The 20547-nt window shown below is 70.2% G+C and carries 24 protein-coding genes; 9 read left to right on the forward strand and 15 right to left on the reverse strand.

What is annotated here, in order from left to right; translation table 11 throughout:
- Positions 1–23 precede the first annotated feature (23 nt).
- The 4 genes from CRYAR_RS38265 to CRYAR_RS38275 are packed head-to-tail and all read right to left on the reverse strand — an operon-like array spanning position 24 to position 2725.
- Complete coding sequence (locus CRYAR_RS38265) at positions 24–584, reverse strand: NuoI/complex I 23 kDa subunit family protein (RefSeq protein WP_211247844.1); 561 nt, start codon at positions 582–584, stop codon at positions 24–26.
- Between the two features lie 10 nt (positions 585–594).
- Positions 595–1068: a hypothetical protein gene (locus CRYAR_RS44220; RefSeq protein ID WP_157018394.1), complete on the reverse strand. Its 474-nt coding sequence runs from the start codon at positions 1066–1068 to the stop codon at positions 595–597.
- A 23-nt stretch (positions 1069–1091) separates the two neighbouring features.
- A complete protein-coding gene (nuoH, locus tag CRYAR_RS38270; protein WP_035858156.1) occupies positions 1092–2054 on the reverse strand; it encodes an NADH-quinone oxidoreductase subunit NuoH in 963 nt (320 codons plus the stop codon).
- The gene (locus CRYAR_RS38275; protein WP_051571480.1) at positions 2054–2725 is read right to left on the reverse strand and encodes an NADH-quinone oxidoreductase subunit C; all 672 of its coding nucleotides are present in this window, start codon (positions 2723–2725) and stop codon (positions 2054–2056) included. The genes nuoH and CRYAR_RS38275 overlap by 1 nt, the downstream gene beginning before the upstream one ends.
- Before the next feature lie 75 nt (positions 2726–2800).
- Between CRYAR_RS38275 and CRYAR_RS38280 the strand changes: the two genes are divergently transcribed.
- The gene (locus CRYAR_RS38280; protein ID WP_035858158.1) at positions 2801–3376 is read left to right on the forward strand and encodes a TetR/AcrR family transcriptional regulator; all 576 of its coding nucleotides are present in this window, start codon (positions 2801–2803) and stop codon (positions 3374–3376) included.
- A 9-nt stretch (positions 3377–3385) separates the two neighbouring features.
- Positions 3386–4570, forward strand: a complete 1185-nt coding sequence (locus CRYAR_RS38285) for a Cmx/CmrA family chloramphenicol efflux MFS transporter (RefSeq protein ID WP_051571481.1) — start codon at positions 3386–3388, stop codon at positions 4568–4570.
- On the opposite strand, the gene CRYAR_RS38290 is transcribed toward CRYAR_RS38285, so the two are convergent.
- Positions 4567–5064: an NADH-quinone oxidoreductase subunit B gene (locus CRYAR_RS38290; protein WP_157018807.1), complete on the reverse strand. Its 498-nt coding sequence runs from the start codon at positions 5062–5064 to the stop codon at positions 4567–4569. The genes CRYAR_RS38285 and CRYAR_RS38290 overlap by 4 nt on opposite strands.
- Positions 5065–5233: 169 nt before the next feature.
- Positions 5234–6223, reverse strand: coding sequence for an aldo/keto reductase (locus CRYAR_RS38295; protein WP_035858162.1), 990 nt, complete (start codon positions 6221–6223; stop codon positions 5234–5236).
- A gap of 92 nt (positions 6224–6315) precedes the next feature.
- On the opposite strand from CRYAR_RS38295, the gene CRYAR_RS38300 reads away from it, so the two are divergent.
- The 3 genes from CRYAR_RS38300 to CRYAR_RS38310 are packed head-to-tail and all read left to right on the forward strand — an operon-like array spanning position 6316 to position 8890.
- Positions 6316–7131, forward strand: coding sequence for an ABC transporter permease (locus tag CRYAR_RS38300; protein ID WP_211247845.1), 816 nt, complete (start codon positions 6316–6318; stop codon positions 7129–7131).
- 12 nt (positions 7132–7143) lie between these two features.
- Positions 7144–8145, forward strand: a complete 1002-nt coding sequence (locus CRYAR_RS38305; RefSeq protein WP_035858164.1) for a taurine ABC transporter substrate-binding protein — start codon at positions 7144–7146, stop codon at positions 8143–8145.
- The gene (locus CRYAR_RS38310) at positions 8135–8890 is read left to right on the forward strand and encodes an ABC transporter ATP-binding protein (protein WP_035858166.1); all 756 of its coding nucleotides are present in this window, start codon (positions 8135–8137) and stop codon (positions 8888–8890) included. The genes CRYAR_RS38305 and CRYAR_RS38310 overlap by 11 nt, the downstream gene beginning before the upstream one ends.
- Here CRYAR_RS38310 and CRYAR_RS38315 read toward each other — a convergent pair.
- From CRYAR_RS38315 to CRYAR_RS38330, 4 genes are read right to left on the reverse strand one after another with little or no spacing between them, the layout of a single operon-like run.
- The gene (locus tag CRYAR_RS38315) at positions 8854–9225 is read right to left on the reverse strand and encodes an NADH-quinone oxidoreductase subunit A (protein WP_035858168.1); all 372 of its coding nucleotides are present in this window, start codon (positions 9223–9225) and stop codon (positions 8854–8856) included. The genes CRYAR_RS38310 and CRYAR_RS38315 overlap by 37 nt on opposite strands.
- A 4-nt stretch (positions 9226–9229) precedes the next feature.
- Positions 9230–9691, reverse strand: coding sequence for a DUF350 domain-containing protein (locus tag CRYAR_RS38320; RefSeq protein ID WP_035858170.1), 462 nt, complete (start codon positions 9689–9691; stop codon positions 9230–9232).
- A gap of 8 nt (positions 9692–9699) precedes the next feature.
- The gene (locus tag CRYAR_RS38325; RefSeq protein WP_035858172.1) at positions 9700–10860 is read right to left on the reverse strand and encodes a glutathionylspermidine synthase family protein; all 1161 of its coding nucleotides are present in this window, start codon (positions 10858–10860) and stop codon (positions 9700–9702) included.
- Positions 10861–10864: 4 nt separating this feature from the next.
- Entirely contained in the window at positions 10865–11197 is a 333-nt protein-coding gene (locus CRYAR_RS38330) for a hypothetical protein (RefSeq protein WP_051572366.1), read from the reverse strand.
- A gap of 274 nt (positions 11198–11471) precedes the next feature.
- Between CRYAR_RS38330 and CRYAR_RS44225 the strand changes: the two genes are divergently transcribed.
- The 4 genes from CRYAR_RS44225 to CRYAR_RS38350 all read left to right on the forward strand — a co-directional run bounded on the left by CRYAR_RS44225 (position 11472) and on the right by CRYAR_RS38350 (position 16387).
- Positions 11472–13817: a TIR domain-containing protein gene (locus tag CRYAR_RS44225; RefSeq protein ID WP_051571484.1), complete on the forward strand. Its 2346-nt coding sequence runs from the start codon at positions 11472–11474 to the stop codon at positions 13815–13817.
- A 109-nt stretch (positions 13818–13926) separates the two neighbouring features.
- The gene (locus tag CRYAR_RS38340) at positions 13927–14796 is read left to right on the forward strand and encodes an ABC transporter substrate-binding protein (protein ID WP_035858174.1); all 870 of its coding nucleotides are present in this window, start codon (positions 13927–13929) and stop codon (positions 14794–14796) included.
- On the forward strand, positions 14793–15644 hold the full coding sequence (locus tag CRYAR_RS38345) for an amino acid ABC transporter permease (RefSeq protein WP_035858176.1): 852 nt from the start codon (positions 14793–14795) through the stop codon (positions 15642–15644). The genes CRYAR_RS38340 and CRYAR_RS38345 overlap by 4 nt, the downstream gene beginning before the upstream one ends.
- A complete protein-coding gene (locus tag CRYAR_RS38350) occupies positions 15641–16387 on the forward strand; it encodes an amino acid ABC transporter ATP-binding protein (protein ID WP_035858178.1) in 747 nt (248 codons plus the stop codon). The genes CRYAR_RS38345 and CRYAR_RS38350 overlap by 4 nt, the downstream gene beginning before the upstream one ends.
- A 4-nt stretch (positions 16388–16391) precedes the next feature.
- On the opposite strand, the gene CRYAR_RS47805 is transcribed toward CRYAR_RS38350, so the two are convergent.
- The 5 genes from CRYAR_RS47805 to CRYAR_RS38370 all read right to left on the reverse strand — a co-directional run bounded on the left by CRYAR_RS47805 (position 16392) and on the right by CRYAR_RS38370 (position 20536).
- Positions 16392–16541, reverse strand: a complete 150-nt coding sequence (locus CRYAR_RS47805) for a hypothetical protein (RefSeq protein ID WP_157018397.1) — start codon at positions 16539–16541, stop codon at positions 16392–16394.
- Entirely contained in the window at positions 16538–16717 is a 180-nt protein-coding gene (locus CRYAR_RS38355) for a hypothetical protein (RefSeq protein ID WP_035858180.1), read from the reverse strand. Before CRYAR_RS38355 ends, CRYAR_RS47805 begins: the two co-directional genes overlap by 4 nt.
- Positions 16718–16732: 15 nt before the next feature.
- Positions 16733–18001 (reverse strand): MFS transporter, encoded by a 1269-nt coding sequence (locus CRYAR_RS38360; RefSeq protein WP_035858181.1) that lies wholly within the window; start codon positions 17999–18001, stop codon positions 16733–16735.
- 88 nt (positions 18002–18089) lie between these two features.
- A complete protein-coding gene (locus CRYAR_RS38365; protein WP_035858183.1) occupies positions 18090–19547 on the reverse strand; it encodes an FGGY-family carbohydrate kinase in 1458 nt (485 codons plus the stop codon).
- Entirely contained in the window at positions 19547–20536 is a 990-nt protein-coding gene (locus CRYAR_RS38370) for a zinc-dependent alcohol dehydrogenase family protein (RefSeq protein ID WP_035858185.1), read from the reverse strand. Before CRYAR_RS38370 ends, CRYAR_RS38365 begins: the two co-directional genes overlap by 1 nt.
- Positions 20537–20547: the final 11 nt, after the last annotated feature.

Genomic DNA, 20547 nt, shown 5'->3' on the forward strand with positions numbered 1-20547 from the left:
CAGGCGGGCGGTTAAAACTCCGGTCACTGCTCCTCGCGCAGTTCGGTGGCCTCGTCGCGGGCGGCGTCGGCGGCCCGCTGGGCGGCCAGCGCACGGTCGGCGGCAACGACCTCTTTGGCCGGTTCGCCGAGCGGGTCGTGCGCGGGGGGCGGCGGCACCGTCCACATCCACTCGCGGAGGCGATCGGACTCGTGCAGCAGGTCCTTGATGTCGTACTCGGAGAACTCGAACTCCGGGGACCAGTACAGCGCGTCGAACGGGCAGACCTCGATGCAGATCCCGCACCACATGCAGAGCGAGAAGTCGATCGCGAACCGGTCGAGCATGTTGCGCTGCCGGGACCGCGCCGCGCCGGGCGTCTCGACGGTCTCCTTGTGGCTGTCGATGTAGATGCACCAGTCGGGGCACTCCCGGGCGCAGAGCATGCACACCGTGCAGTTCTCCTCCAGCAGCGCGATCACACCGCGGCTGCGTGGCGGCAGGTCCGGTTTCACGTCGGGGTACTGATGGGTGTGCGCGCGCCGGGACAGCGTCCGCAGCGTCACCGCCAGCCCCTTGACCAATCCCGCACCCGGAACGCCCATGCGAGGCATGTTAGAGGTACGCCCCGGCTCCCCAGATACGCCACGGATCTTGATCGTCGTCGCGCACGAGCAGATAGAACGTCGAGGTCGGCTGCTGCGGGTCGTCGAGCCCCGGCCAGAAGCGGACGTGGAAGTTCAGCAGCAGGCGCACGGCGTGGTGATACGCGTTCAGCGCCGCGCCGTCCCACGGCCCCGCCCGGTAGGTCTCCTGCCGGACCACCCGCACGCCGGTGACGGCGGCCACGTCGTCGCTGTCGAGGCTCGGGAGCTGTCCGGGCGCCCACAGCGCGCGTTGGGCGGCGTGGTCGTTCGCTGCCACCGCCGCGAAGTATACGGTCACGACCTCGGCCGGCGGGGCACCGTCCGGCGGTAGCGCCACCGCGCCGCGCCTGACCGGGACGCCGACGTCCAGGTACAGCACCCCCAGGCCGAGGAGCACGATTGGGACCACGACGAGCGCCGCTACCCACCGCCATGCCTTCACCACGCCACGGTGGCACAGTCGGGCTAGGTCGCGACCCGGACCACCGCAGTGAGGACGAGCTGGGCCAGAGCCAGGGGCACCAGGACGAGCCAGCAGAAGCGCTGGAGCTGGTCCTCGCGCAGGCGTGGGAACGACACCCGCACCCAGATGACGACGAACGCGACCGCGAACACCTTGAGCAGCGTCCAGAGCCAGCCGAAGTGCGCGTCGTCGAACGGGCCGCGCCAGCCGCCGAGGAACAGCACGGTCGTCAGCCCGGAGATCACCACGATGCCCGCGTATTCGGCGAGCAGGAAGAACGCGAACCGCAGCCCGGTGTACTCGGTGAAGTAGCCGGCCACGAGCTCGGACTCGGCGATCGGCATGTCGAACGGCGGCCGGCGGATCTCGGCCAGACCGGCGACGAAGAACACGAACGCGGCCGGCGCCTGCCAGAGCAGCCACCAAGGGTTCCACGCGTCGACGATGCCCGGCAGGCTCAGCGTGCCCGCGGCCATCGCGACGCTCGCGGCCGACAGCACGAACGGCAGCTCGTAGCCGAGCAGCTGGGCGGCGCCGCGCACGCCGCCGAGCAGCGCGTATTTGTTCGCCGAGGCCCAGGCCGCCATCAGCACCCCGACCACACCGACGCCGACGATCGCGAGCACCAGGAACAGCCCGATCTCCAGCGGCTGCGCGACCAGCCCGTCGGGGCCGAGCGGCAGCACGAGGAAGACGAACAGGTACGGGAGCAGGCTGACGGCCGGCGCGAGCCGGAAGACCGGGCGATCGGCGTTCGCCGGCACGATCTCTTCTTTCTGGACGAACTTCACGCCGTCCGCGACGAGCTGCGCCCAGCCGTGGAAAGCACCGGCGTACATCGGGCCGAGCCGGCCCTGCATGTGGGCCATCGCCTTGTGCTCGAGCTGCCCGACGAGCAGCGGCAGCGTCAGGAACGCGGCGAGCGCTGCGACGACACGCAACAGCACTTCCAGCCAGGCCGGCATCACTCGCCCCCGCTCTCGGGCGTCGCGTCCGGCCTCGGACGGGCCGCCCGGGCGGCCCGGGCGGGACGTTCGCGGCGGGCCGGTTCGGGCGGCAGCTGGCCTTTCTCGGGGCCCCACTCGTTCGGGTCGGGGACACCGGGCGGCCGGGCGCGGCGACGGCTGGGCGCGCCGCTGTCGCTCTCCCCCGGCTCCTTCGCCCCGGGCCACGCCTTGGCCACCCGAGCCGCGAGCACGAAGTCCTTACGCAGCGGATGGCCCTCGAACTCGTCGGGGAGCAGCAGCTTTCCCGGGTTCGGATGACCGGTGAACGTGATGCCGAACATCTCCGCGGTCTCCCGCTCCGGCCACGAGGCCCCGGGGAACACGCCGGTGAGCGTGTCGAGCGTCGGCGCGTCCCGAGGCACGACCGTGCGCAGCAGGACGCCGTACCGCCCGCTCAGCGACCACAGGTGCACGGCGACCGCGAAGCCCGCATCACCCTCGTCGACGCCGCTCAGCCAGTCGAAGTACCGCAGGTCCAGCGAATCACGCGCGGTCCGCACCGACTCCACCCACGACGCCACCGGCACCGTGGCGCACGCCCGCGCGAACGCTCCCCCCGCCGACGGCGACACCTCGGCCGCCGCACCGAGCGCCTCGGCCAGCCTCGCCCCGACCTCCTCGACCGTCACGACGGCAGATCTTACGGCGACCTCCGTCCGGAAATGTTTTGGACCGACCGTTCCAGTTTGGTCTACGGTGGAGGCATGCCACGCCCGAAGGGCTTCGACCCCGCCGAGGCGCTCGACGCCGCGATGCAGGCGTTCTGCACCCGCGGTTACGAGGGGACCTCCGCCCAGGACCTGTGCGATTCCACCGGCCTGGGCCGCTCGAGCCTCTACAACACGTTCGACAGCAAGGACGCGCTCTACTCCCGGTGCCTCGACCGGTTCGCCGAGCTCCAGACCCTGGGCCAGACCGAGATCCTCGACGGCCCGGGCTCCGGCTACCAGCGCATCCGCACGCTCCTGCTGGCCACGGTGGACGACGAGGACCGCCCGGACGCCACCGGGTGCCTGATCACCCGCACCGCCGTGGAACGCGACGACGCGGTCGTCACCGAAACCGTCAGACGCCTGATGGACACGTTCGTCGCGCGGATCACCGGCACGATCGCCGAGGGCCAGGCCGACGGTTCGATCACCACCCGGCAGAGCGCCACGGCGCTGGCCCGGTTCGTCCACGGCGCGATCAGCGGTCTGCGTGTCCAGGGCCGGGCCGCCGCCCCGCGCGACCTGCTCACCGACGTCGTCGAGGTCACCTGCACCGCACTGCGCGCCTGAGGAGCATCCGTGCCCGTCGTCGTCTACGTACTGGGCCTGAGCATTTTCGGCCTCGGCACGACCGAGTTCATGATCGCCGGTCTGCTGCCGCTGATCGCCGACGATCTCGACGTGAGCGTCCCCGCCGTCGGCGGTCTGATCTCCGCGTTCGCGATCGGCATGGTGATCGGGGCGCCGGTGCTCACCGCCGCCAGCCTCCGCCTGCCCCGCAAGACGACGCTCGTCGCCGCGCTCAGCCTGTTCATCGCCGGGCAGGTGCTGGGTGCGCTGGCGCCGACCTACGCGCTGCTGATGGTCGCGCGGGTCGTCACGGCGCTCGCGACCGGCGCGTTCTGGGGCGTGGCCGCGGTGACGGCCGTCCGGGCGGCGGGCCCGGACCGCACCGCCCGCGCGCTCTCGGTCCTCCTCGGAGGGTTGACGGTGGCCAACGTGGTCGGCGTACCGGCCGGCACCTGGATCGGCCAGTGGCTGGGCTGGCGGGCCACGTTCTGGGCGGTGGCCGTGGTCGCGGTGGTGTCGCTGGCCGGGGTGGTGGCCGCCGTACCGCGCGACGCGCGAGAAACGAGCGTGCCGCGCCTGCGCGACGAGCTCCGGACGTTCCGCAGCGGCCGGCTCTGGGTCGCGCTGACGACGATCGTGCTCTACGGCGGGGCGATCTTCGGCATCTTCAGCTACGCGGCCCCGCTGATCACCGACGTCGCGGGGGCACGGGAGTCGCTGGTCCCGGCGATCCTGTTCCTGTTCGGACTGGGCGCGTTCGTCGGCAACGTCGTCGGCGGCCGGGTCGCCGACCGGGGAATCCTGCTCAACCAGCACATCTCGTTCACCGCGCTGCTGGTCACGATGATCGCGCTCGGCCTCGCCGCCGGGTCGGCGATCGCCGTCGTCGCGCTGCTGTTCACGATGGGTGTCACCGGCTACTCGGCGGCGGCCGCGCTCAACGGCCGGGTGTTCCGGCTGGCCGAAGAAGCGCCCACGCTGGCCAGCGCGGTGAACACGTCGGCGTTCAACGTGGGGAACACGATCGGGCCGTGGCTCGGTGGCGCCGCGATCAGCGCCGGTCTGGGTTTCCGGGCCCCGATCTGGGTCGGCGTGGCGCTCCTGCTCGGCGCGCTCACGCTCACGTTCGTCTCCCGCGCGATGGACGCCAGGCTCGTGGCGTCCGCCCGGAAAGAGCAGTTGCAGGCGGCTTAGGGGCGCACGAGCGGGGCGGTCAGCTCGCCCGCGCCCGGGCGGGCGCCGCCGCGCAGGGAGACGGTCTCGTCGGCGATCTTCTGCTGGAGCCGCAGGATCCCCTGCAGGAGCGCCTCCGGCCGCGGCGGGCAACCGGGCACGTAGACGTCGACCGGAATGATCTGGTCGACGCCCTTGGTGACGCTGTAGGAGTCCCAGTACGGCCCGCCGCAGTTCGCGCACGACCCGAACGAGATCACGTACTTCGGCTCCGGCATCTGGTCGTAGAGCCGCCGCACGGCCGGCGCCATCTTGTCGGTGACGGTGCCCGACACCACCATCAGGTCGGCCTGGCGCGGCCCGTTCGCGAACGGGATGACGCCGAACCGGATGAAGTCGTGGCGGGCCATCGACGTGGCGATGAACTCGATCGCGCAGCAGGCGAGCCCGAAGTTGAACACCCAGAGCGAGTACTTCCGACCCCAGTTCAGGACGAACTTGATCGGATCGGGCAGCGTTGGCCCCGCGCTCCGGTCCCGGTGGGCAGGCGTCGGCAGGTCGATGGCCACCCGCCGAGAGTACGACACGACCCGGCGGAGCCTTCGCTCGAACGTCCACTCCGTCGACGGCGTGCGCCCGGAGGCGGACGGCCTCCGGGCGCTGACGCGAGCTAGCGCGCCGTCCTCACCAGCGGTCGTGCACGTGCGGGCGGACGAGACGGTCGTAGACCTCGGCCACGGCGGTGTGCGCCTCGGCCGGGAGCGCCGGCAGTTCGCCCACCGCGGCGTTGCCGCGCGCCTGCTCGGGGTTCCGCGCGCCCGGGATCACGGTGCTGACCTGCGGCTGGTCGATGATCCACCGCAGCGCCAACTGGGCGGTGGTCCACCCCGAAGGGGCCACGCCGCGCAGTTCACGCACCGCGTCCAGCCCCACCTCGTAGGGGACGCCGGAGAACGTCTCGCCGACGTCGAACGCCGCGCCCTGCCGGTTGTAGTTGCGGTGGTCGTCGGCGCCGAACGTGGTGTGCTCGTCGTACTTGCCCGACAGCAGCCCGCTGGCCAGCGGCACCCGCGCGATGATGCCGACGCCCGCTTCGGCCGCCGCCGGAAGCACACGCTCCAGCGGCTTGAGCCGGAACGCGTTCAGGATGATCTGGACCGAGGCCACCCCCGGCCGCGCGATCGAGGTGAGGGCCTCGTCCACGGTCTCCACGCTGACGCCGTACGCGGCGATCGCCTTCTCGGCGACGAGCGTGTCGAGCACGTCGAACACCCGGTCGTCGGAGTAGACCGGCGTCGGCGGGCAGTGCAGCTGCACCAGGTCGAGCGTGTCGACGCCCAGGTTCTGCCGGGACCGGTCGATCCAGGCCCGCAGGTTCGCCTCGGTGTACTGCTCGGGCACGAACGGGTCGGCCCGGCGGCCGGCCTTCGTCGCCACCGTGATGCCCGGCACCGCGGCGCCGCTCTCGAGGTACGAGCGGATCAACCGCTCGCTGCGCCCGTCGCCGTAGACGTCGGCGGTGTCGAAGAACGTGACCCCCGCGTCGGCCGCGGCGGCGAGGACGCCTATCGCGTCCTGCTCGTCGACCTCACCCCAGTCGGCGCCCAGCTGCCAGCAGCCCAACCCGATCACGCTGACGTTCCGCCCGGTACGTCCCAGCTTTCGACTCTCCATACCAGTGAGCCTAGTCATGCCCCTAGCGCGCAACCGTCCAGGTAATGCACCATGCCTATCGATCAACTCGGCAATACCGGAATGGAGGGCACGTGGCGTTACTGGAGAGAGCGGCCCCGGCCGTCCGCTGGCGTCGCCCGACCTCCGTCGTGCTGTCGATCGTCGTGCTGCTCGCCGTGTGGTGGGCGCTGGCCGCCGCCGAGATCTGGGACCCGATCTTCCTGCCGTCACCAGGGCGCGTCGCCGACGCGTTCGTGTACTCGGTGAACTCGCACAACGGAACGCCCGGCTACCAGGGCTACTACCTGTGGGAACACCTCTGGGCCAGCCTCTGGCGCATCCTGCGCGGGCTGTTCTGGGCGATCGTGTTCGGCGTTCCGCTCGGCGTGGTGCTGGCGACCGTCGCGCCGATCCGCGCCGTGATCGAGCCGTACGTCGACTTCCTCCGGGCGCTGCCGCCGCTGGCGTACTTCAGCCTGCTCATCATCTGGTTCGGCATCGAGGACAGCTCGAAGGTCTGGCTGCTGTTCATCGCGTCGTTCCCGCCGATCACGCTCGCGACGCTGGCCGGGGTGCGCCGCATCCCCGGCGAGTACCTGGAGTCGGCGCGCTCGCTCGGTGCCGGCCGCCTGCAGCTGGTGCTGCACACCGTGTTGCCCTCCGCGGTCCCCGACGTGCTGACCGGCATCCGGATCGCGATGGGCTTCGCCTGGACGACGATCGTCGCCGCCGAGACGTCGAACGGCATCCCCGGCATCGGCGGCCTGGCCTGGGCCACGAAGAAAGAACTGCTCACCGACGTCGCGATCGTGTGCGTCATCACGATCGGCCTCACCGCCCTCGCTCTGGACGCGGTCCTCCGCCTCGTCGAGCGCGTTCTCGTGCCGTGGTCCGGCCGTCAGCCCTGAGAGGACACCCCGATGTTCAGACGCGTACTCGCCGCTGCGGCGGCCACCGCCCTGGTGCTCACCGCCGCCGCGTGCGGTGGGGACGACGACACCGCCGCCGCCGGAGGGAAGCCGGGCAAGATCGTCATCGGCTACCAGCAGATCCCGAACGGCGACTTGATCGTCAAGCACAACAAATGGCTCGAGCAGGCCTTCGGCGACGCCACCACGATCGAGTGGAAGCTCTTCGACTCCGGCGGCTCGGTCAACGAGGCCATCCAGGCCGGTTCGGTCGACCTGGGGCTCGTCGGCTCGAGCCCGGCGTCGCGCGGGATCTCGTCCGGTATCAAGTACCGGGTGCCGTGGATCTTCGACGTGATCGGCGAAGCCGAGGCGCTCGCCGTCAAGGGCGGCATCAGCGACGTCACCCAGCTCAAAGGCAAGACGATCGCGACACCGTTCGCGTCGACCGCGCACTACAGCCTGCTCGCCGCCCTCCAGAAGGCCGGCCTCGACGCCAAGTCGGTGAAGGTCATCGACTCCGAGCCGGACGCGATCCTGGCCGCGTGGAAGCGCGGGGACATCGACGGCGCCTACGTCTGGAACCCGGTGCTCGCCAAGCTGCTCGCCGACGGCGGCACCACGCTCGTGACCAGCGCGGAACTCGCCAAGGACGGCAAGACCACCTACGACCTCGCGGTCGTCACCGACGAGTTCGCCGAGAAGTACCCGGACGCGGTGAAGACCTGGGTCGCGCAGCAGGACAAGGCCGTCAAGCAGATCAAGGCCAGTCCCGACGATGCCGCCGCGGCCATCGCCGCCGAGCTCTCGATCACGCCGGCCGAGGCGAAGGCCCAGATGGACGACCTGATCTTCGTCGACGCCGCCGCTCAGGCCGGTGACGAATACCTGGGCCAGGGCCTGCCCGACAACCTCTTCGCCACCGCGAAGTTCAACCGGGACGTCGGCCAGATCACGACCGTCCGGGACGAGAAGACCTACGCCGACGCCGTGGACAGTTCCTTTGTCGAGTGACCCCCGGATCCGCCTGAGCGGCGTCGAGCACACCTTCGAGGGCCGCAGCGGCCCGGTCCGGGCGCTCGACCGCATCGACCTGACGATCCAGCCCGGCGAGTTCGTGTCGGTCGTCGGCGCGTCCGGGTGCGGCAAGACGACGCTGCTGCGGCTGATCGCCGGGTTCGTACGCCCGTCCACCGGCACCGTCGAGGTGGACGGGGAGTGCGGGGTGGTGTTCCAGCGGCCGAGCCTCTACCCCTGGCTCTCGGTCGCCGGGAACGTCGAGTTCGGCCTGAAGATGCGCCGGGTGCCGCGCAAGGAACGCCGGGAAACCGCCCGGCGTTACCTCGACCTGGTCGGGCTGGGCGAATTCGCCGACGCCGCTCCGTACGAGCTGTCCGGCGGCATGCAGCAGCGCTGTCAGATCGCCAGGGTGCTGGCCACCGAGCCGTCGACCGTGCTGATGGACGAACCGTTCGGCGCGCTCGACGCGCTCACCCGGGAGATGCTCCAGGCCGAGCTGCGCCGGATCGCGAAGGAACGCACGGTCCTGTTCGTCACGCACAGCGTCGAGGAAGCCGTGCTGCTCTCGACGCGCGTGCTCGTGCTGAGCCCGCGTCCGGGGAAGGTCGTGCTCGACCTGCCGGTCCGGACCGACCCGGACCAGGAGCTCGACGCGCTGCGCACCTCACCCGCGGTGCTGGCCGCGACCGAGGAGGTGCGCGGTCACGTCCAGCGCAGAACGCCCTTGCGCCAGGCGTAGAGCAGGCCGAGCGCCAGCAGCCCCACAAAAATGCCCATCTCGACGAGCGTCACGACGCCGAACCCTGGGCGGTCGAACACGACCGCCCAGGGGAAGAGAAACACGCTCTCCACCGCGAACAGCACGTACAGGTACGCGTAGACGTAGTACCGGATCTGAGCCTGGGCCCAGTCGCCGCCGACCGGGTCGACGCCGCACTCGTACGTGCTCAGCTTGGCGGCGCTGGGCCGTCGCGGCGCCAGCACCCGGTTCGCGCCGAACGAGACCGCGACGAACCCGATGCCGACGATCAGCAGCAGCCCGAGGCTGGCGTACTGGCCCAGGTACCCGTCCATCGGCTCAGATCACGGCCATCGCGGTGACCAGACCGATCGCGATGTTCGTGACGCCGAGCAGGACCGCGGCCGGCGAGACCGTCGGCTCGTGCACCAGCCGGCGCACGTCGATGCGCGCCAGGATGTTGAACACGAACGCGGCGACGACCTGCGAGACGATGCCGATCAGGCCGAACACCGCGGTCGAGATCAGACCTTCGACGAGCCGCCCGCCCGACGACCAGATCGCCGCGACGATGATCAGCGCGACGCTGAACACGCCGCACGCCGCGAGCACCGTCGCGTTGATGTTCCGCTCGTCCCGGATGATCACCGAGAGCCGGCCGGGCGTCGCCAGGTCGATCGCGTAGTAGCCGATGAGCAGCAGCACGAGCCCGAGAGCCGCGTACGCCACGATCGAGCCGGCTCCTCGACCGACCGCGTTCCAGTACGTGCTGTCGATCGCCATAACTACGTCGGTGGTCATGCTGCCTCTCACTTGATGATCCGGTGGGGAACGTACGAGGACGTGTCGTCGGTGATCAGGCCGGTCGTCTCGCGGATGCCCAGCCCCGCGGCCTCGTCCTCGACCACCCAGGCGCCCAGCACCGGGCGCTGGTCGTCGAACTCCGGCAACGGCCAGAACTCCTGGTAGACGAAGCCCTCGGCACCGTACTGCCCGTGGGTGGCCTGCGTGCCGGACGGCGTGACGATCTGCATGCTCGCGCCCTCACGCCCGAGCAGGGGCTTCTGAATGTAGTTGAGCAGCGGGCCCGGGGTGCGCAGATACGCGGGCAGCAGGTTGGGGTGGTTGGGGTACATCTCCCAGAGCACGGCCAGCAGCGCCTTGTTGGAGAGCAGCATCTTCCAGATCGGCTCGACCCAGGTCATCGTCGGCAGTGCGTCGACGACGTTCTTGCCGAACAGGTCGTCGACCGCCCACTCCCAGGGGTAGAGCTTGCAGATCGTGTTGATCTCCCGCTCTTCCAGGTCGACGAAACGCTTGCGCCCGTAGTGCCAGCCGATGTCCTCCACCGCGATCGAGATGCCGTCCAGGCCGGCCTGCTGCGCGGTCTCCTGGAGGTACGCGATCGTCATGACCTCTTCGCCGGACTCGTCCTCGTTGGTCCAGGTGAAGTGCACCGGGCCGGACGGCGCGCGGGCCGCGACCTTCCGCCAGCCCTCGACGAGGCTCTCGTGCAGCGAGTTCCACTGGTCGTCGTCGGGGTAGACGTCTTCTTTCCAGTACCACTGGATGATCGACGTCTCGACCAGGCTGGTGGGGGTGTCGGCGTTGTACTCCAGCATCTTCGCCGGGCCGGTGCCGTCGTAACGCAGGTCGAACCGGCCGAACAGGTGCGGGTCGCGGCGCTGCCAGGACGCCTCGATCGAGGGCACGACCCAGCCGGGGATGCCGAAGTCCGAGTACCGCTTGGTGCCGATCACGTGCTCGACGGCTTCCAGGCACATCTGGTGCAGCGTCTCGACGTCGGCCTCGATCGAGAGCACCTCGTCCATGGTGAACGTGTAGTGCACCGATTCGTCCCAGTAGGGACGCGTGAGGTGCTCCGGGTGGCTCGTGCGGTGGAACGCGAGGCCCTGCGTCTCGATCGTGTGCTCCCACCCCGGGCGCGGGGTGGACTTCTCTCGGCGCACGGCGTCAGCTTCCGCTGGAGGAGCGGCTACCGAACCCGCCGCGCTGGATCGTCTTGCCTTTGGTGGTGGTGATGTGGGCGTCCTTCGGCTTGACCGTGGTGCCCTTGTAGATGCGCGAGCCCCGGTGGGAGCCCCCGTAGTACCAGAAGTAGCCGCCGTGGCTGCCGTGGTAGCCGTCGTCGTCGCAGTAGTCGTCGTCGATGACCCGGTACGAGCCGTCGTTCTGGTAGCTGTTCCGGTCGACGCAGTACGCGGTGACGTCGTCGCTGCTGCCGCACGCGGCGACCGTCAGCGAGAGCGCACCGATCATGCCGATGCGGACCTTCGTCGACCTCATCCGGCGACCGGGGGGTTTCCGGGTCACGGTCGGGACCGGCCGGCTGGTGGGGATCTCGCGCGTGTCGTCTCGCTCGGTCGGGCCCGTGCCCACTGTCGGAACTCCATCCGTTTCACACGACCTGATCGGCGACCGAGTGTAAGCGCATGTAGCCAGTTCACACCCGTCTTGCGTCAACATCCGGACCCCGCGCCGCCGAGGTACTTCCGTCGGTACGGCTTCCACTGCACGGGGTTACTAAACTGACCCCCATTCCACCGGTCCGGAGGCCCCCTTGCCGGTCACCTTCCTCCTCAGCGCCGCCCCCGAGGACTCCGCCTGGGTCAGCCTGATCACCGACGTCCTCGACGAGCTCGGATACCGCTCGCAGCGCGTCACGAGCGTGGGCGAGCTGGCGCTGAACCCGGGCCTGGACGGAATCGGAGCCGCCGCCCCCGCGATTCTGGTACCGGTGCTCTCACCCGCGTTCTTCGCGGATCCACACACCCGGGACAGCTGGCCGGTGGCCGACGCGATGGCCGGTCGCGGCCGTCTCCGCCTGCTTCCGATGATGGTCACCCGGACGACGTTGCCGCCGCCGCTCCGTGACTACAAGTACGTCGACCTGACGATGCTCACTCCGTCGACGGCGCTCGAACCGCTGCGCGCGGCGCTGAGAGGGCTGGGTGACGACACGGCCGAGCCCGCGCGCCGAACCGGTCCCGTGCGGGTGGGGATCGTGCACGGCCGGATGGCGAATCGTCTCCGGTCGGCGATCCGCACCCTGCCCGAAGACCTGGTGCAGGTCGCGAGCGGGCATCCCGCGGGAGAGGTCGTGGTCGTGCCGCTCAGCCGCGACCTGGTCGCGTCCGGGTACCCGGGCTCCGCCGCGTTCGGCCGGGCCGCGGCGCGGCAGGCAGCGGGACTGACGATGATCGTCCCGGTCCTCTGCGAGCCGGTGGAGTGGGAGCACCTTCCGTTCACGCACGCGCCGGCGCTTCCGCGGGGCGGCAAGCCGTTGAGCCACTGGGACAGCCTCGACGACGGAATCCGGAGTGTCGTCGAGGGACTGCGGCTGATCTGTGAGGGGCTCCAGCGGAACCGGCAGTCGCTCCGGGCGTTCGACGGGCTTCTGGAGCAGGAGCGTGGGCCGGTCGAGTCGGCGGCGCCCGCCGGGCGGTACGGGTTGGACGAGGTGTTCAAGCGGAACGGCACCCCCACGTTGACGTTCGTGGAGCCGCCGGACTTCGCGCGGTTCGTCTCCGCGCTCCGGGCGCCCGGGCGGGGCATCGTGCTGGAGGGACCGTCCGGGATCGGCAAGACCACGCTCCTCCAGCGCGCGATCGAGAACCTGGACGCGAAGCGGCGTCCGCTCGTGCTCTCCGGCCGCCGCCGCGCCGACCGGCCGCGGATCGAGGAGCTCGCCGACGGCCACCACGGCACCGTCGCCGTGGACGACGTCCACCGCCTACCGGCGTCGCTGCGCGCCGACCTGGTCGACTACCTCAAGCTCCTCGCCGACGAGGAGTCCGAGCACAAGCTCGTGCTGATCGGCATCCCCGGCACCGGCGAGAGCCTGATCGAACTCGCCCACGACGTCGCCACCCGCGTCGACGTCTTCCGCCTCCCCGCCGTCCGCGACGCGACGATCGACGAGATGATCCGCAAGGGCGAGCAGGCGCTCAACGTCGAGTTCGCCCATCGCGCGCAGATCGCGCTCGCCGCCGCCGGGAGCCTGCTCACCGCGCAGATGCTGTGCTGGGAACTGGTCGCCGGCTACCGGATCGAACGCACGCGCGCGGTCCGCACGCCGATCGGCACCGACGTGGGGGCCGCCCTCACCGAGGTCCTGAGGGCCTGCGAGCTGAAGTACGGGCCGGCACTGCGGCGGTTCGCCGCGTTCGACGGGTCCACCGGCACCGGCTGCACGGAGCTGCTCGCCGCGCTCGGCGGCCGCGGACGGACCGGGGCGGACGGCGTCGTGCGGGTGGAGCGGAGCGACCGTTCGCTCTGGCCGGGCTTCGCCACGCTCGCCGACCGCTTCCCGCACGGCTTCGCCGACGACGAACCGGACGTCGCCAACCATCTGCACTACGAGCCGAACCCCGGCTACCTGACCGCCGAGGACCCCCAGCTGCTGTTCTACCTGCGGCGGCTGTCGGTCGAACGGCTCTACGAGACCGTGGGCAAGCGACGGCCGCGAGTGCGCGACCAGGTGTTCATCAGTTACAGCCACGCCGATCAGCCCTGGCTCGAACGGCTCGAGCGCCACCTCCGCCCGTTCGTCCGCGATCGCACGATCGACGTCTGGTCGGACCGGCGGATCGCGGCCGGGGACCGGTGGCGCGACGAGATCTCGACCGCGCTGGACCACGCCACGGTGGCGATCCTTCTGGTCAGCAGCTCGTTCCTCGCGTCCGAGTTCATCGCCGGGACCGAACTTCCGGCGCTGCTGAACTCGGCCGAAGCGGGTGGCTGCCGGATCATTCCGGTCATCGTCAACCCGTGCATGTACGAGTACGTCCCGGAACTGGCCGAATTCCAGGCGGTGAACACCGACGGGCGGCCACTCACCGGGATGAGCGAGCACGAGCAGGACGAGGTCCTCGTGCGTGTCGCGAAGCAACTGAAGGGTGCGTGAGCTGGCTCATCACGGTTTCGCGGCAACCGGGCGCCGCATGCGGACCCGGCTCGGCCGACGACGTACGCTTACGCCGCGTCAATCCCTACCGTTCGAGTCGGAGATCCGAATGACCCGCGCCTCTCGGGCACTTGCCCTGGTTCTTCTCGCCGCACTGGCCGCGGCCGGCTGCGCGCCGGCCGACGAGGACACGGAGACCACCGCGAGCGCCTCGACGTCGTCGGACGCCTGCGCCAAGGGCGCGCTGCCCACGCTCGCCTCGGGCACGCTGACGATCGGCACCGACAAGCCCGCCTACGAGCCCTGGTTCTCCGGCGACGACCCGACGAACGGCAAGGGCTACGAGTCCGCGACCGCCTACGCGGTGGCCGAGCAGCTCGGTTACCCGAAGGACAAGGTCAAGTGGGTGACGGTCCCGTTCAACAACGCGATCGCCCCGGGTAAGAAGACGTTCGACTTCGACGTGAACCAGGTGAGCATCTCCGACGAGCGGAAGAACGCCGTCGACTTCTCGTCCGGCTACTACGACGTCCGCCAGGCGATCATCGCGCTGAAGAGCTCGCCGGCGGCGAAGGCGACGTCGATCGCCGACCTCAAGAGCTACAAGATCGGCGCCCAGGTCGGCACCACCTCGCTCGACGTGATCCAGGACGTCATCAAGCCGACCGCCAAGCCGTCGATCTACCAGAAGAACGACCTGGCCAAGACCGCGCTGAAGAACGGCCAGGTCGACGCGATCGTCGTCGACCTGCCGACCGCGTTCTACATCACCGGGGCCGAGGTGACCGACGCGGCCGTCGTCGGCCAGTTCGAGAACACCGTCGGGACTCCGGAGCAGTTCGGTCTCGTGCTCGACAAGGGCTCGAAGCTGACGACCTGCGTCAGCGGCGCCGTCGACGTGCTCAAGAAGGACGGCAAGCTCGCGAGTATCGAGCAGGAGTGGCTCTCCAAGGCCACGAACGCGCCCGTACTTAAGTGACGTCCTACGTCAAGAGCGAGCGGCAACTCGCCCGGGAGCGCTACCGGCGGTCCCGGGCGTTCCGTTCGGCCGGTATCGCCGGGGCCAGCTCGCTGGTGGTCGTCGTCGCGCTCGTCGTCGGCATCGTCAGCTCACCCGGCTGGCAGCGCGTCCAGGACACGTTCTTCAGCTGGAAGGACGCCAAGGCCGCGTTCCCCGACGTGCTCGAGGGGCTGTGGCTCAACGTCCGCCTGCTGCTGTTCTGCGGCGTCGTCATCCTCGCGTTCGGGCTGCTCCTCGCCCTGCTGCGGACGCTGCGCGGGCCGGTGTTCTTCCCGCTGCGGGCGCTGGCGGGCGTCTACACCGACCTGTTCCGCGGCATGCCGGTCATCATCACGTTGCTGTTGATGATCTACGGCGTTCCGGCGCTGCGGCTGACCGGCGTCACGAACGATCCGATCTACCTCGGCGGCGCGGCGCTGGTGCTGACGTACTCGGCCTACGTCGCCGAGGTGTTCCGGGCCGGCATCGAGTCCGTGCATCCCTCGCAGCGGGCCGCGGCCCGGTCGCTCGGGCTGAACTGGCGGCAGACGATGCGGTTCGTCGTGTTGCCGCAGGCCGTGCGGCGGGTGGTTCCGCCGCTGCTCAACGACATGGTCTCACTGCAGAAGGACACCGGGCTGGTGTCGATCGCCGGCGCGGTGGACGCGGTGTACGCCGCGCAGATCTACACCGGCCAGACGTTCAACTACACCTCGTACGTGGTGGCCGGGTTGTTGTTCGTGGCGCTGACGATCCCGATGACGCGGTTCACCGACTGGGTGACCGCCCGGATGAACCGGCGCCAGTCGCAGGGAGGGACCGTATGACCTCGGTTCTGCGTGCCGAGAGCGTCCGGAAGGTGTTCGGGTCGCACGTCGTGCTCGACGACGTCGATCTGGACGTGCCCCAGCACACGGTGACGGTGCTGATCGGGGCGTCCGGATCGGGGAAGTCGACGCTGCTGCGCTGCGCCAACCTGCTGGAGACGATCGACGACGGAGCGATCTACCTGGACGACCGGGACATCACCGACCCGCGGGTCAACGCCGACCAGGTGCGGCAGCAGATCGGCGTGGTGTTCCAGGCCTACAACTTGTTCCCCCACCTGTCGGTGCTGGAGAACATCACGTTGGCGCCGCGCCGGGTGCACGGGGTGTCCCGGGCCGCCGCCGAGGACCGCGCGCGTGAGCTGCTCGATCGGCTCGGGTTGCTGGCCAAGGCCGACGACTACCCCGACCGGCTCTCCGGTGGGCAGCAGCAGCGGGTGGCGATCGTGCGCGCGCTGGCCACCGACCCGAAGCTCCTGCTACTCGACGAGATCACCGCGGCGCTCGACCCGGAACTGGTCGGCGAGGTGCTCGAGGTCGTGCGGTCGTTGAAGGACGACGGGATGACGATGGTGATCGCGACGCACGAGATGGGTTTCGCCCGCGAGGTCGCCGATCAGGTCTGCTTCCTCGCCGACGGCAAGGTCCACGAGCGCGGCACGTCCGCGGACATCTTCGGCTCACCGCGGGAGGAGCGCACCCAGCAGTTCCTCCGCCGGATCACCGAGGCGCACCGGCTCTGACCGATCAATCGCCGGTGATTCGCTCCTGCTTCAGCTGCGGCACCATCCGCGCGACGGTCTCGTAGTTCTTCGCGTCCGCAATGGTGAGCCAACTCTCGTCGACTTGACGACTGATGATGCGAACAAGCGCGCTCGTGTCGACGAGATAGTTCATCGGTCGAGCTCGCCGAGCCGATCGAAGTCGAACCCACCTTCATCGGCCACCTGCTGCAAGTCCGCCAAGGCGCGTTCGCGTCGCACCCGAGACTCTTCGACCGCGAGCCGCAGCGCGCTGTTCACCGTGTCTTTCTTGGTGGCGGTACCCAGCGCGGTCGTGGCCTCCGCGAGCAACTCTAAGCTGCCAGGTCAGCGCACGGACTTGATCGGCTGGACGGTCAGGGCCGCGATCAGCGCGGTCACCAGCGACAGCGCGTACAGCACCGGGTAGCCGAGGTCGTCGCGGCCGAAGAGCGAGAGGGCCGCCCCGCCCAGGGCGCCGGCGAAGACGTAGGGCAGGTTGTTCGCGATGTTGATCACGCCGAGGTCCTTGCCGCGGTCCTCGGCGCGCGGCAGCACCTGCGTGATCAGCGCCTGGTCGACGGCGGCGTAACAGCCGAACCCGATCCCGAGCAGCAGCGACCCGACGATCGCCGCCCACGTCGTCGGCGAGGCCAGGTAGAAGATCGCGGCGATCCCCTGCAGCACCGACGACACCACGACGAGCATCTTCCGGCGCCCGGTGCGGTCGGACCACCGCCCGCCCAGGATCGCCGCCACCACCGCACCCGCGGTGTAGAGCACCACCAGGTACAGCGTCCACTCGTCGGGGTCGACGCCGATCCGGTCACGCAGGTAGAACCACAGGTAGACCTGCGCCAGCGCGTTCGACAGCTGGATGAAGAACCGCCCGGTCCAGGCCCAGGCGAAGTCCGCGTGACGCAGCGGCGTCAGCGTTCCCGCGAGGATCGCCCGGAACGAGGTCGTGGGCCGCTCCGACACCTGAAGCGGCACCCCGCGGGTGAACAACGCGAACGGCAACACCATGAAGACGGTGAACACCGCGAGCGCGAGGTACGCCGAGACCACGCCGGCGAAGACCGTGCTGACCAGCGCGATCCCGATCAGCGGCCCGGCCGCCGACGCGATGCCCCACAGCGACGACGCCCGGGCCCGCTCGGTCACCGGTACCTCGTCGGGCAGCGCCGCCGTCAGCGCCGCGCTTATCGACGACAGCCCGACCTGCACCAGCGCCCAGATCACCACCATCCCGGCGACGGTGTGCTGGTAGCCCTGCGCGACCAACCCCACGATCGTCACGACGGCGCCGAGCAGCACCCAGATCTGCCGTCGCCCGCGGGCCGCCAGCGTGCGATCGGAGTATGCCCCGACCAGCACGTTCACCACGATCGTGACCAGCGCGGCCACCAGCGTGACGACGCTGACCACGGTCTCTTTGTGGTCGGGCGAGATCGACTCGGCCTGGCGCGGCAGCACCACCTGCGCCGCCGCGAACATCACCATGAAGAACGCGAAATGGCCGAGCGTCCAGGACGTCAGCCAGCGACCGCCGGGCGACCGGGTCGGCTCGTCCAGCGCCGAGGGACGAGCGACCTGATCAGGGGAGCCAACGGCCATTGACCGTCCTCATTCAGCCGGGCGGAACGCGAGTGCGACTCATATTCGGAGCACCGATCGGTCGTGTCAGCCGAATCCCAGAATTGACCTACTGAAACACCGCCAGCGCCTCGGACACCGCAACGTACCGCTCATAGCGTTCGTCCAGGTTTCGCCCGGGTTCGTGTCGCCGCACGACTCGCACGCACGCGTCCACGGCCTCCCCCAGATCGGCGTAGACGCCGACGCCGACACCGGCGAGCATCGCCGCGCCGCGCGCACCGGCCTCGGTCGCGTCGGTGACCTCCACCGGCAGCCCCAGCGCGTCCGCGAGCAGTTGCGACCACTCCGTGCTCCGCGCGCCGCCCCCGCACAACCGCGCCGCTCCCACCAGCGGGAACGACGATCCCAGCGCGGAGACGTGCCACCGGTGGTTGAGCACGACACCCTCGAGAACGGCGCGGAACACGTCGGCGCGGGAGTGCCAGCCCCGCAGCCCGACCAGCCCGGCCCCGGACGACGGCACCGGCGCCCCGTACAGGAACGGCAGGTAGAACGGGTCGTCGGCCTGCGGCACCAGCGCACCGCCGTCCCGGGCCGAGGCCTCCGCGATCGCCTCCCCGTACGTGGTCGAGAACTGCCGGACCGCCCACTCCAGGTTCGACGCCCCGCTCGGCGACGTCGACATGTGCAGCCACCGCGGTGACCCGCGATCGGGGAAGAACGTGCGTGCCTGCCAGCGGGCGTCGGCCACCGGGGCGTTGCCGACGACCTGGTTGATGCTGAACGTGCCGAGCACCAGGCTCAGCGCGCCGGTACCGACCGCGCCGATGCCGAGCGCGTTGGCGTCGACGTCGTGGCAGCCGGTCACCACCGGCGTGCCGATCCGCAGCCCGGTACGGGCCGAAGCCTCCGCCGTCACCCCTCCGACGACGGCGGAGGAGGCACGCATCGGCGGCAACAGTCGAGCGAACTCGTCCAGCCCGTACAACTCCAGTGCGGCGGTGGACCACTCCTGCGTCCACAGGTCGGTCGCGAACGCGCTCCCGTCGGTCGGGTCGGTGGCGATCTCGCCCACCAGCCGCAGCCGCAGCCAGTCCTTGCAGTACAGCAGCGCGTCCGCCGCTTCGAGCGACGCCGGTTCGTGTTCGCGTAGCCAGGCGAGCAGCCCGGCCGGGTTCCAGGGCCACGGCACCTGGCCGGTCAGCTCCAGCGCGTCGTCGCCGGCGGCCGCACGCAGCTGCGTGGCCTCGGCGACCGCGCGCGAATCCGTCGCGAGGATCGCCGGGCGCACCGGCCTCCCGGCGGCGTCGACGAGGTGCGCGCCGTCGTTGTGTCCGGCCAGTCCCACCGCGAGCACCGCGGTCGGGTCGACGTCGGCGGCCTGCAACGCCCGGTGCACCGCGTCGGCGGCCACGTCCCAGGCCGCGTCCATGTCCCGCTCCTGCCAGTGCGGGTGCGGCGAGGAGATCGCGGTGGCGCCCTGCGCGACCGCGATCTCCTTTCCCGAGAGGTCGAACAGCGCCGCCTTGATGACGGTCTGCCCGGCGTCGATTCCGAGGAGCACTACGGGATTACCTCGATCTTGCGGCCCTTTCCGGCCGCGAACTGATCCAGGGCGGCCGCGTAGGAGTCCAGCGGCAGGCGGTCGGAGATGAAGACGTCCGGGTCGAGCACTCCGGAGGCGAACAGCTCGGCGGCGCGCTCGAAGCTGTGCAGCACGGCCATCGAACCGGTGATCGTGATCTCCTGGTTGTAGATCTTGTACGGCTCGATCGTCGCGCGGGCGGCGTAGTCGGACACCCCGAACTGCAGGAACGTCCCGCCCTTGCCCACTCGGCCGAGGCCGTCCTGGATCGCCTTGGCGTTGCCGGTCGCGTCGATGACCAGCTCCCAGCCGCGCGGGCGGTCGAACTCGTCCGGGGTCGCGGCCGTTCCGGTGACGCCGAGCAGCGTCGCGGTCTTGAGCCGCTCCGGGTTGAGGTCGACGATCTCGACGCTGGCCGCGCCGACCCGCTTCGCCAGCTGCAGCATCATCAGGCCCATCGTGCCCGACCCGTAAATCAGGATGTGGGCGCCGAGCTGCGACTTCAGCACGTCGTACCCGCGGACCGCGCAGGACAGCGGCTCGATCAGCGCCGCGTCCTCGGTGCGGATGTGATCGGGCAGCTTCACGCAGTTGGCCACCGGCGCCACCGCGTACTCGGCCGCGCCGCCGGCCGTGGTGACGCCGATCGCCGCCCACCGCTCGCACATGTTGTTCTTGCCGAGCCGGCAGTAGTGGCACTCGTGGCAGTACAGCGACGGGTCCACCGCGACCCGGTCACCCACGGCCAGCTCGGTGACTTCCGAGCCGATCTCGACGATCACCCCCGCGAACTCGTGCCCGGGAACGACCGGCAGCGTCGGCGCGAACTCACCCTGCAGGATGTGCAGATCGGTCCCGCACAGACCACAGGCGGCGACGTCGACGACGACCTCACGTGGGCCGGGTGTCGGGTCGTCGACGGTCGTCACCTCGACTGCACCGACTCCGGTGATGACGGCGGCTTTCATGGAGCATCTCC

This window comes from Cryptosporangium arvum DSM 44712 (genome assembly GCF_000585375.1).
GTDB lineage: Bacteria > Actinomycetota > Actinomycetes > Mycobacteriales > Cryptosporangiaceae > Cryptosporangium > Cryptosporangium arvum.

Excerpts from the sequence above, each read along its gene's own strand:
- CRYAR_RS38360 (WP_035858181.1), bottom strand. The coding sequence starts at position 18,001 with ATGGCCGTTGGCTCCCCTGATCAGGTCGCTCGTCCCTCGGCGCTGGAC.
- CRYAR_RS38320 (WP_035858170.1), bottom strand. The coding sequence starts at position 9,691 with ATGACCACCGACGTAGTTATGGCGATCGACAGCACGTACTGGAACGCG.
- CRYAR_RS38305 (WP_035858164.1), top strand. The coding sequence starts at position 7,144 with ATGTTCAGACGCGTACTCGCCGCTGCGGCGGCCACCGCCCTGGTGCTC.
- CRYAR_RS47805 (WP_157018397.1), bottom strand. The coding sequence starts at position 16,541 with ATGAACTATCTCGTCGACACGAGCGCGCTTGTTCGCATCATCAGTCGT.
- CRYAR_RS38265 (WP_211247844.1), bottom strand. The coding sequence starts at position 584 with ATGGGCGTTCCGGGTGCGGGATTGGTCAAGGGGCTGGCGGTGACGCTG.
- CRYAR_RS38370 (WP_035858185.1), bottom strand. The coding sequence starts at position 20,536 with ATGAAAGCCGCCGTCATCACCGGAGTCGGTGCAGTCGAGGTGACGACC.
- CRYAR_RS38350 (WP_035858178.1), top strand. The coding sequence starts at position 15,641 with ATGACCTCGGTTCTGCGTGCCGAGAGCGTCCGGAAGGTGTTCGGGTCG.
- CRYAR_RS38280 (WP_035858158.1), top strand. The coding sequence starts at position 2,801 with ATGCCACGCCCGAAGGGCTTCGACCCCGCCGAGGCGCTCGACGCCGCG.
- CRYAR_RS38315 (WP_035858168.1), bottom strand. The coding sequence starts at position 9,225 with ATGGACGGGTACCTGGGCCAGTACGCCAGCCTCGGGCTGCTGCTGATC.
- CRYAR_RS38340 (WP_035858174.1), top strand. The coding sequence starts at position 13,927 with ATGACCCGCGCCTCTCGGGCACTTGCCCTGGTTCTTCTCGCCGCACTG.
- nuoH (WP_035858156.1), bottom strand. The coding sequence starts at position 2,054 with ATGCCGGCCTGGCTGGAAGTGCTGTTGCGTGTCGTCGCAGCGCTCGCC.
- CRYAR_RS38295 (WP_035858162.1), bottom strand. The coding sequence starts at position 6,223 with ATGGAGAGTCGAAAGCTGGGACGTACCGGGCGGAACGTCAGCGTGATC.
- CRYAR_RS38330 (WP_051572366.1), bottom strand. The coding sequence starts at position 11,197 with ATGAGGTCGACGAAGGTCCGCATCGGCATGATCGGTGCGCTCTCGCTG.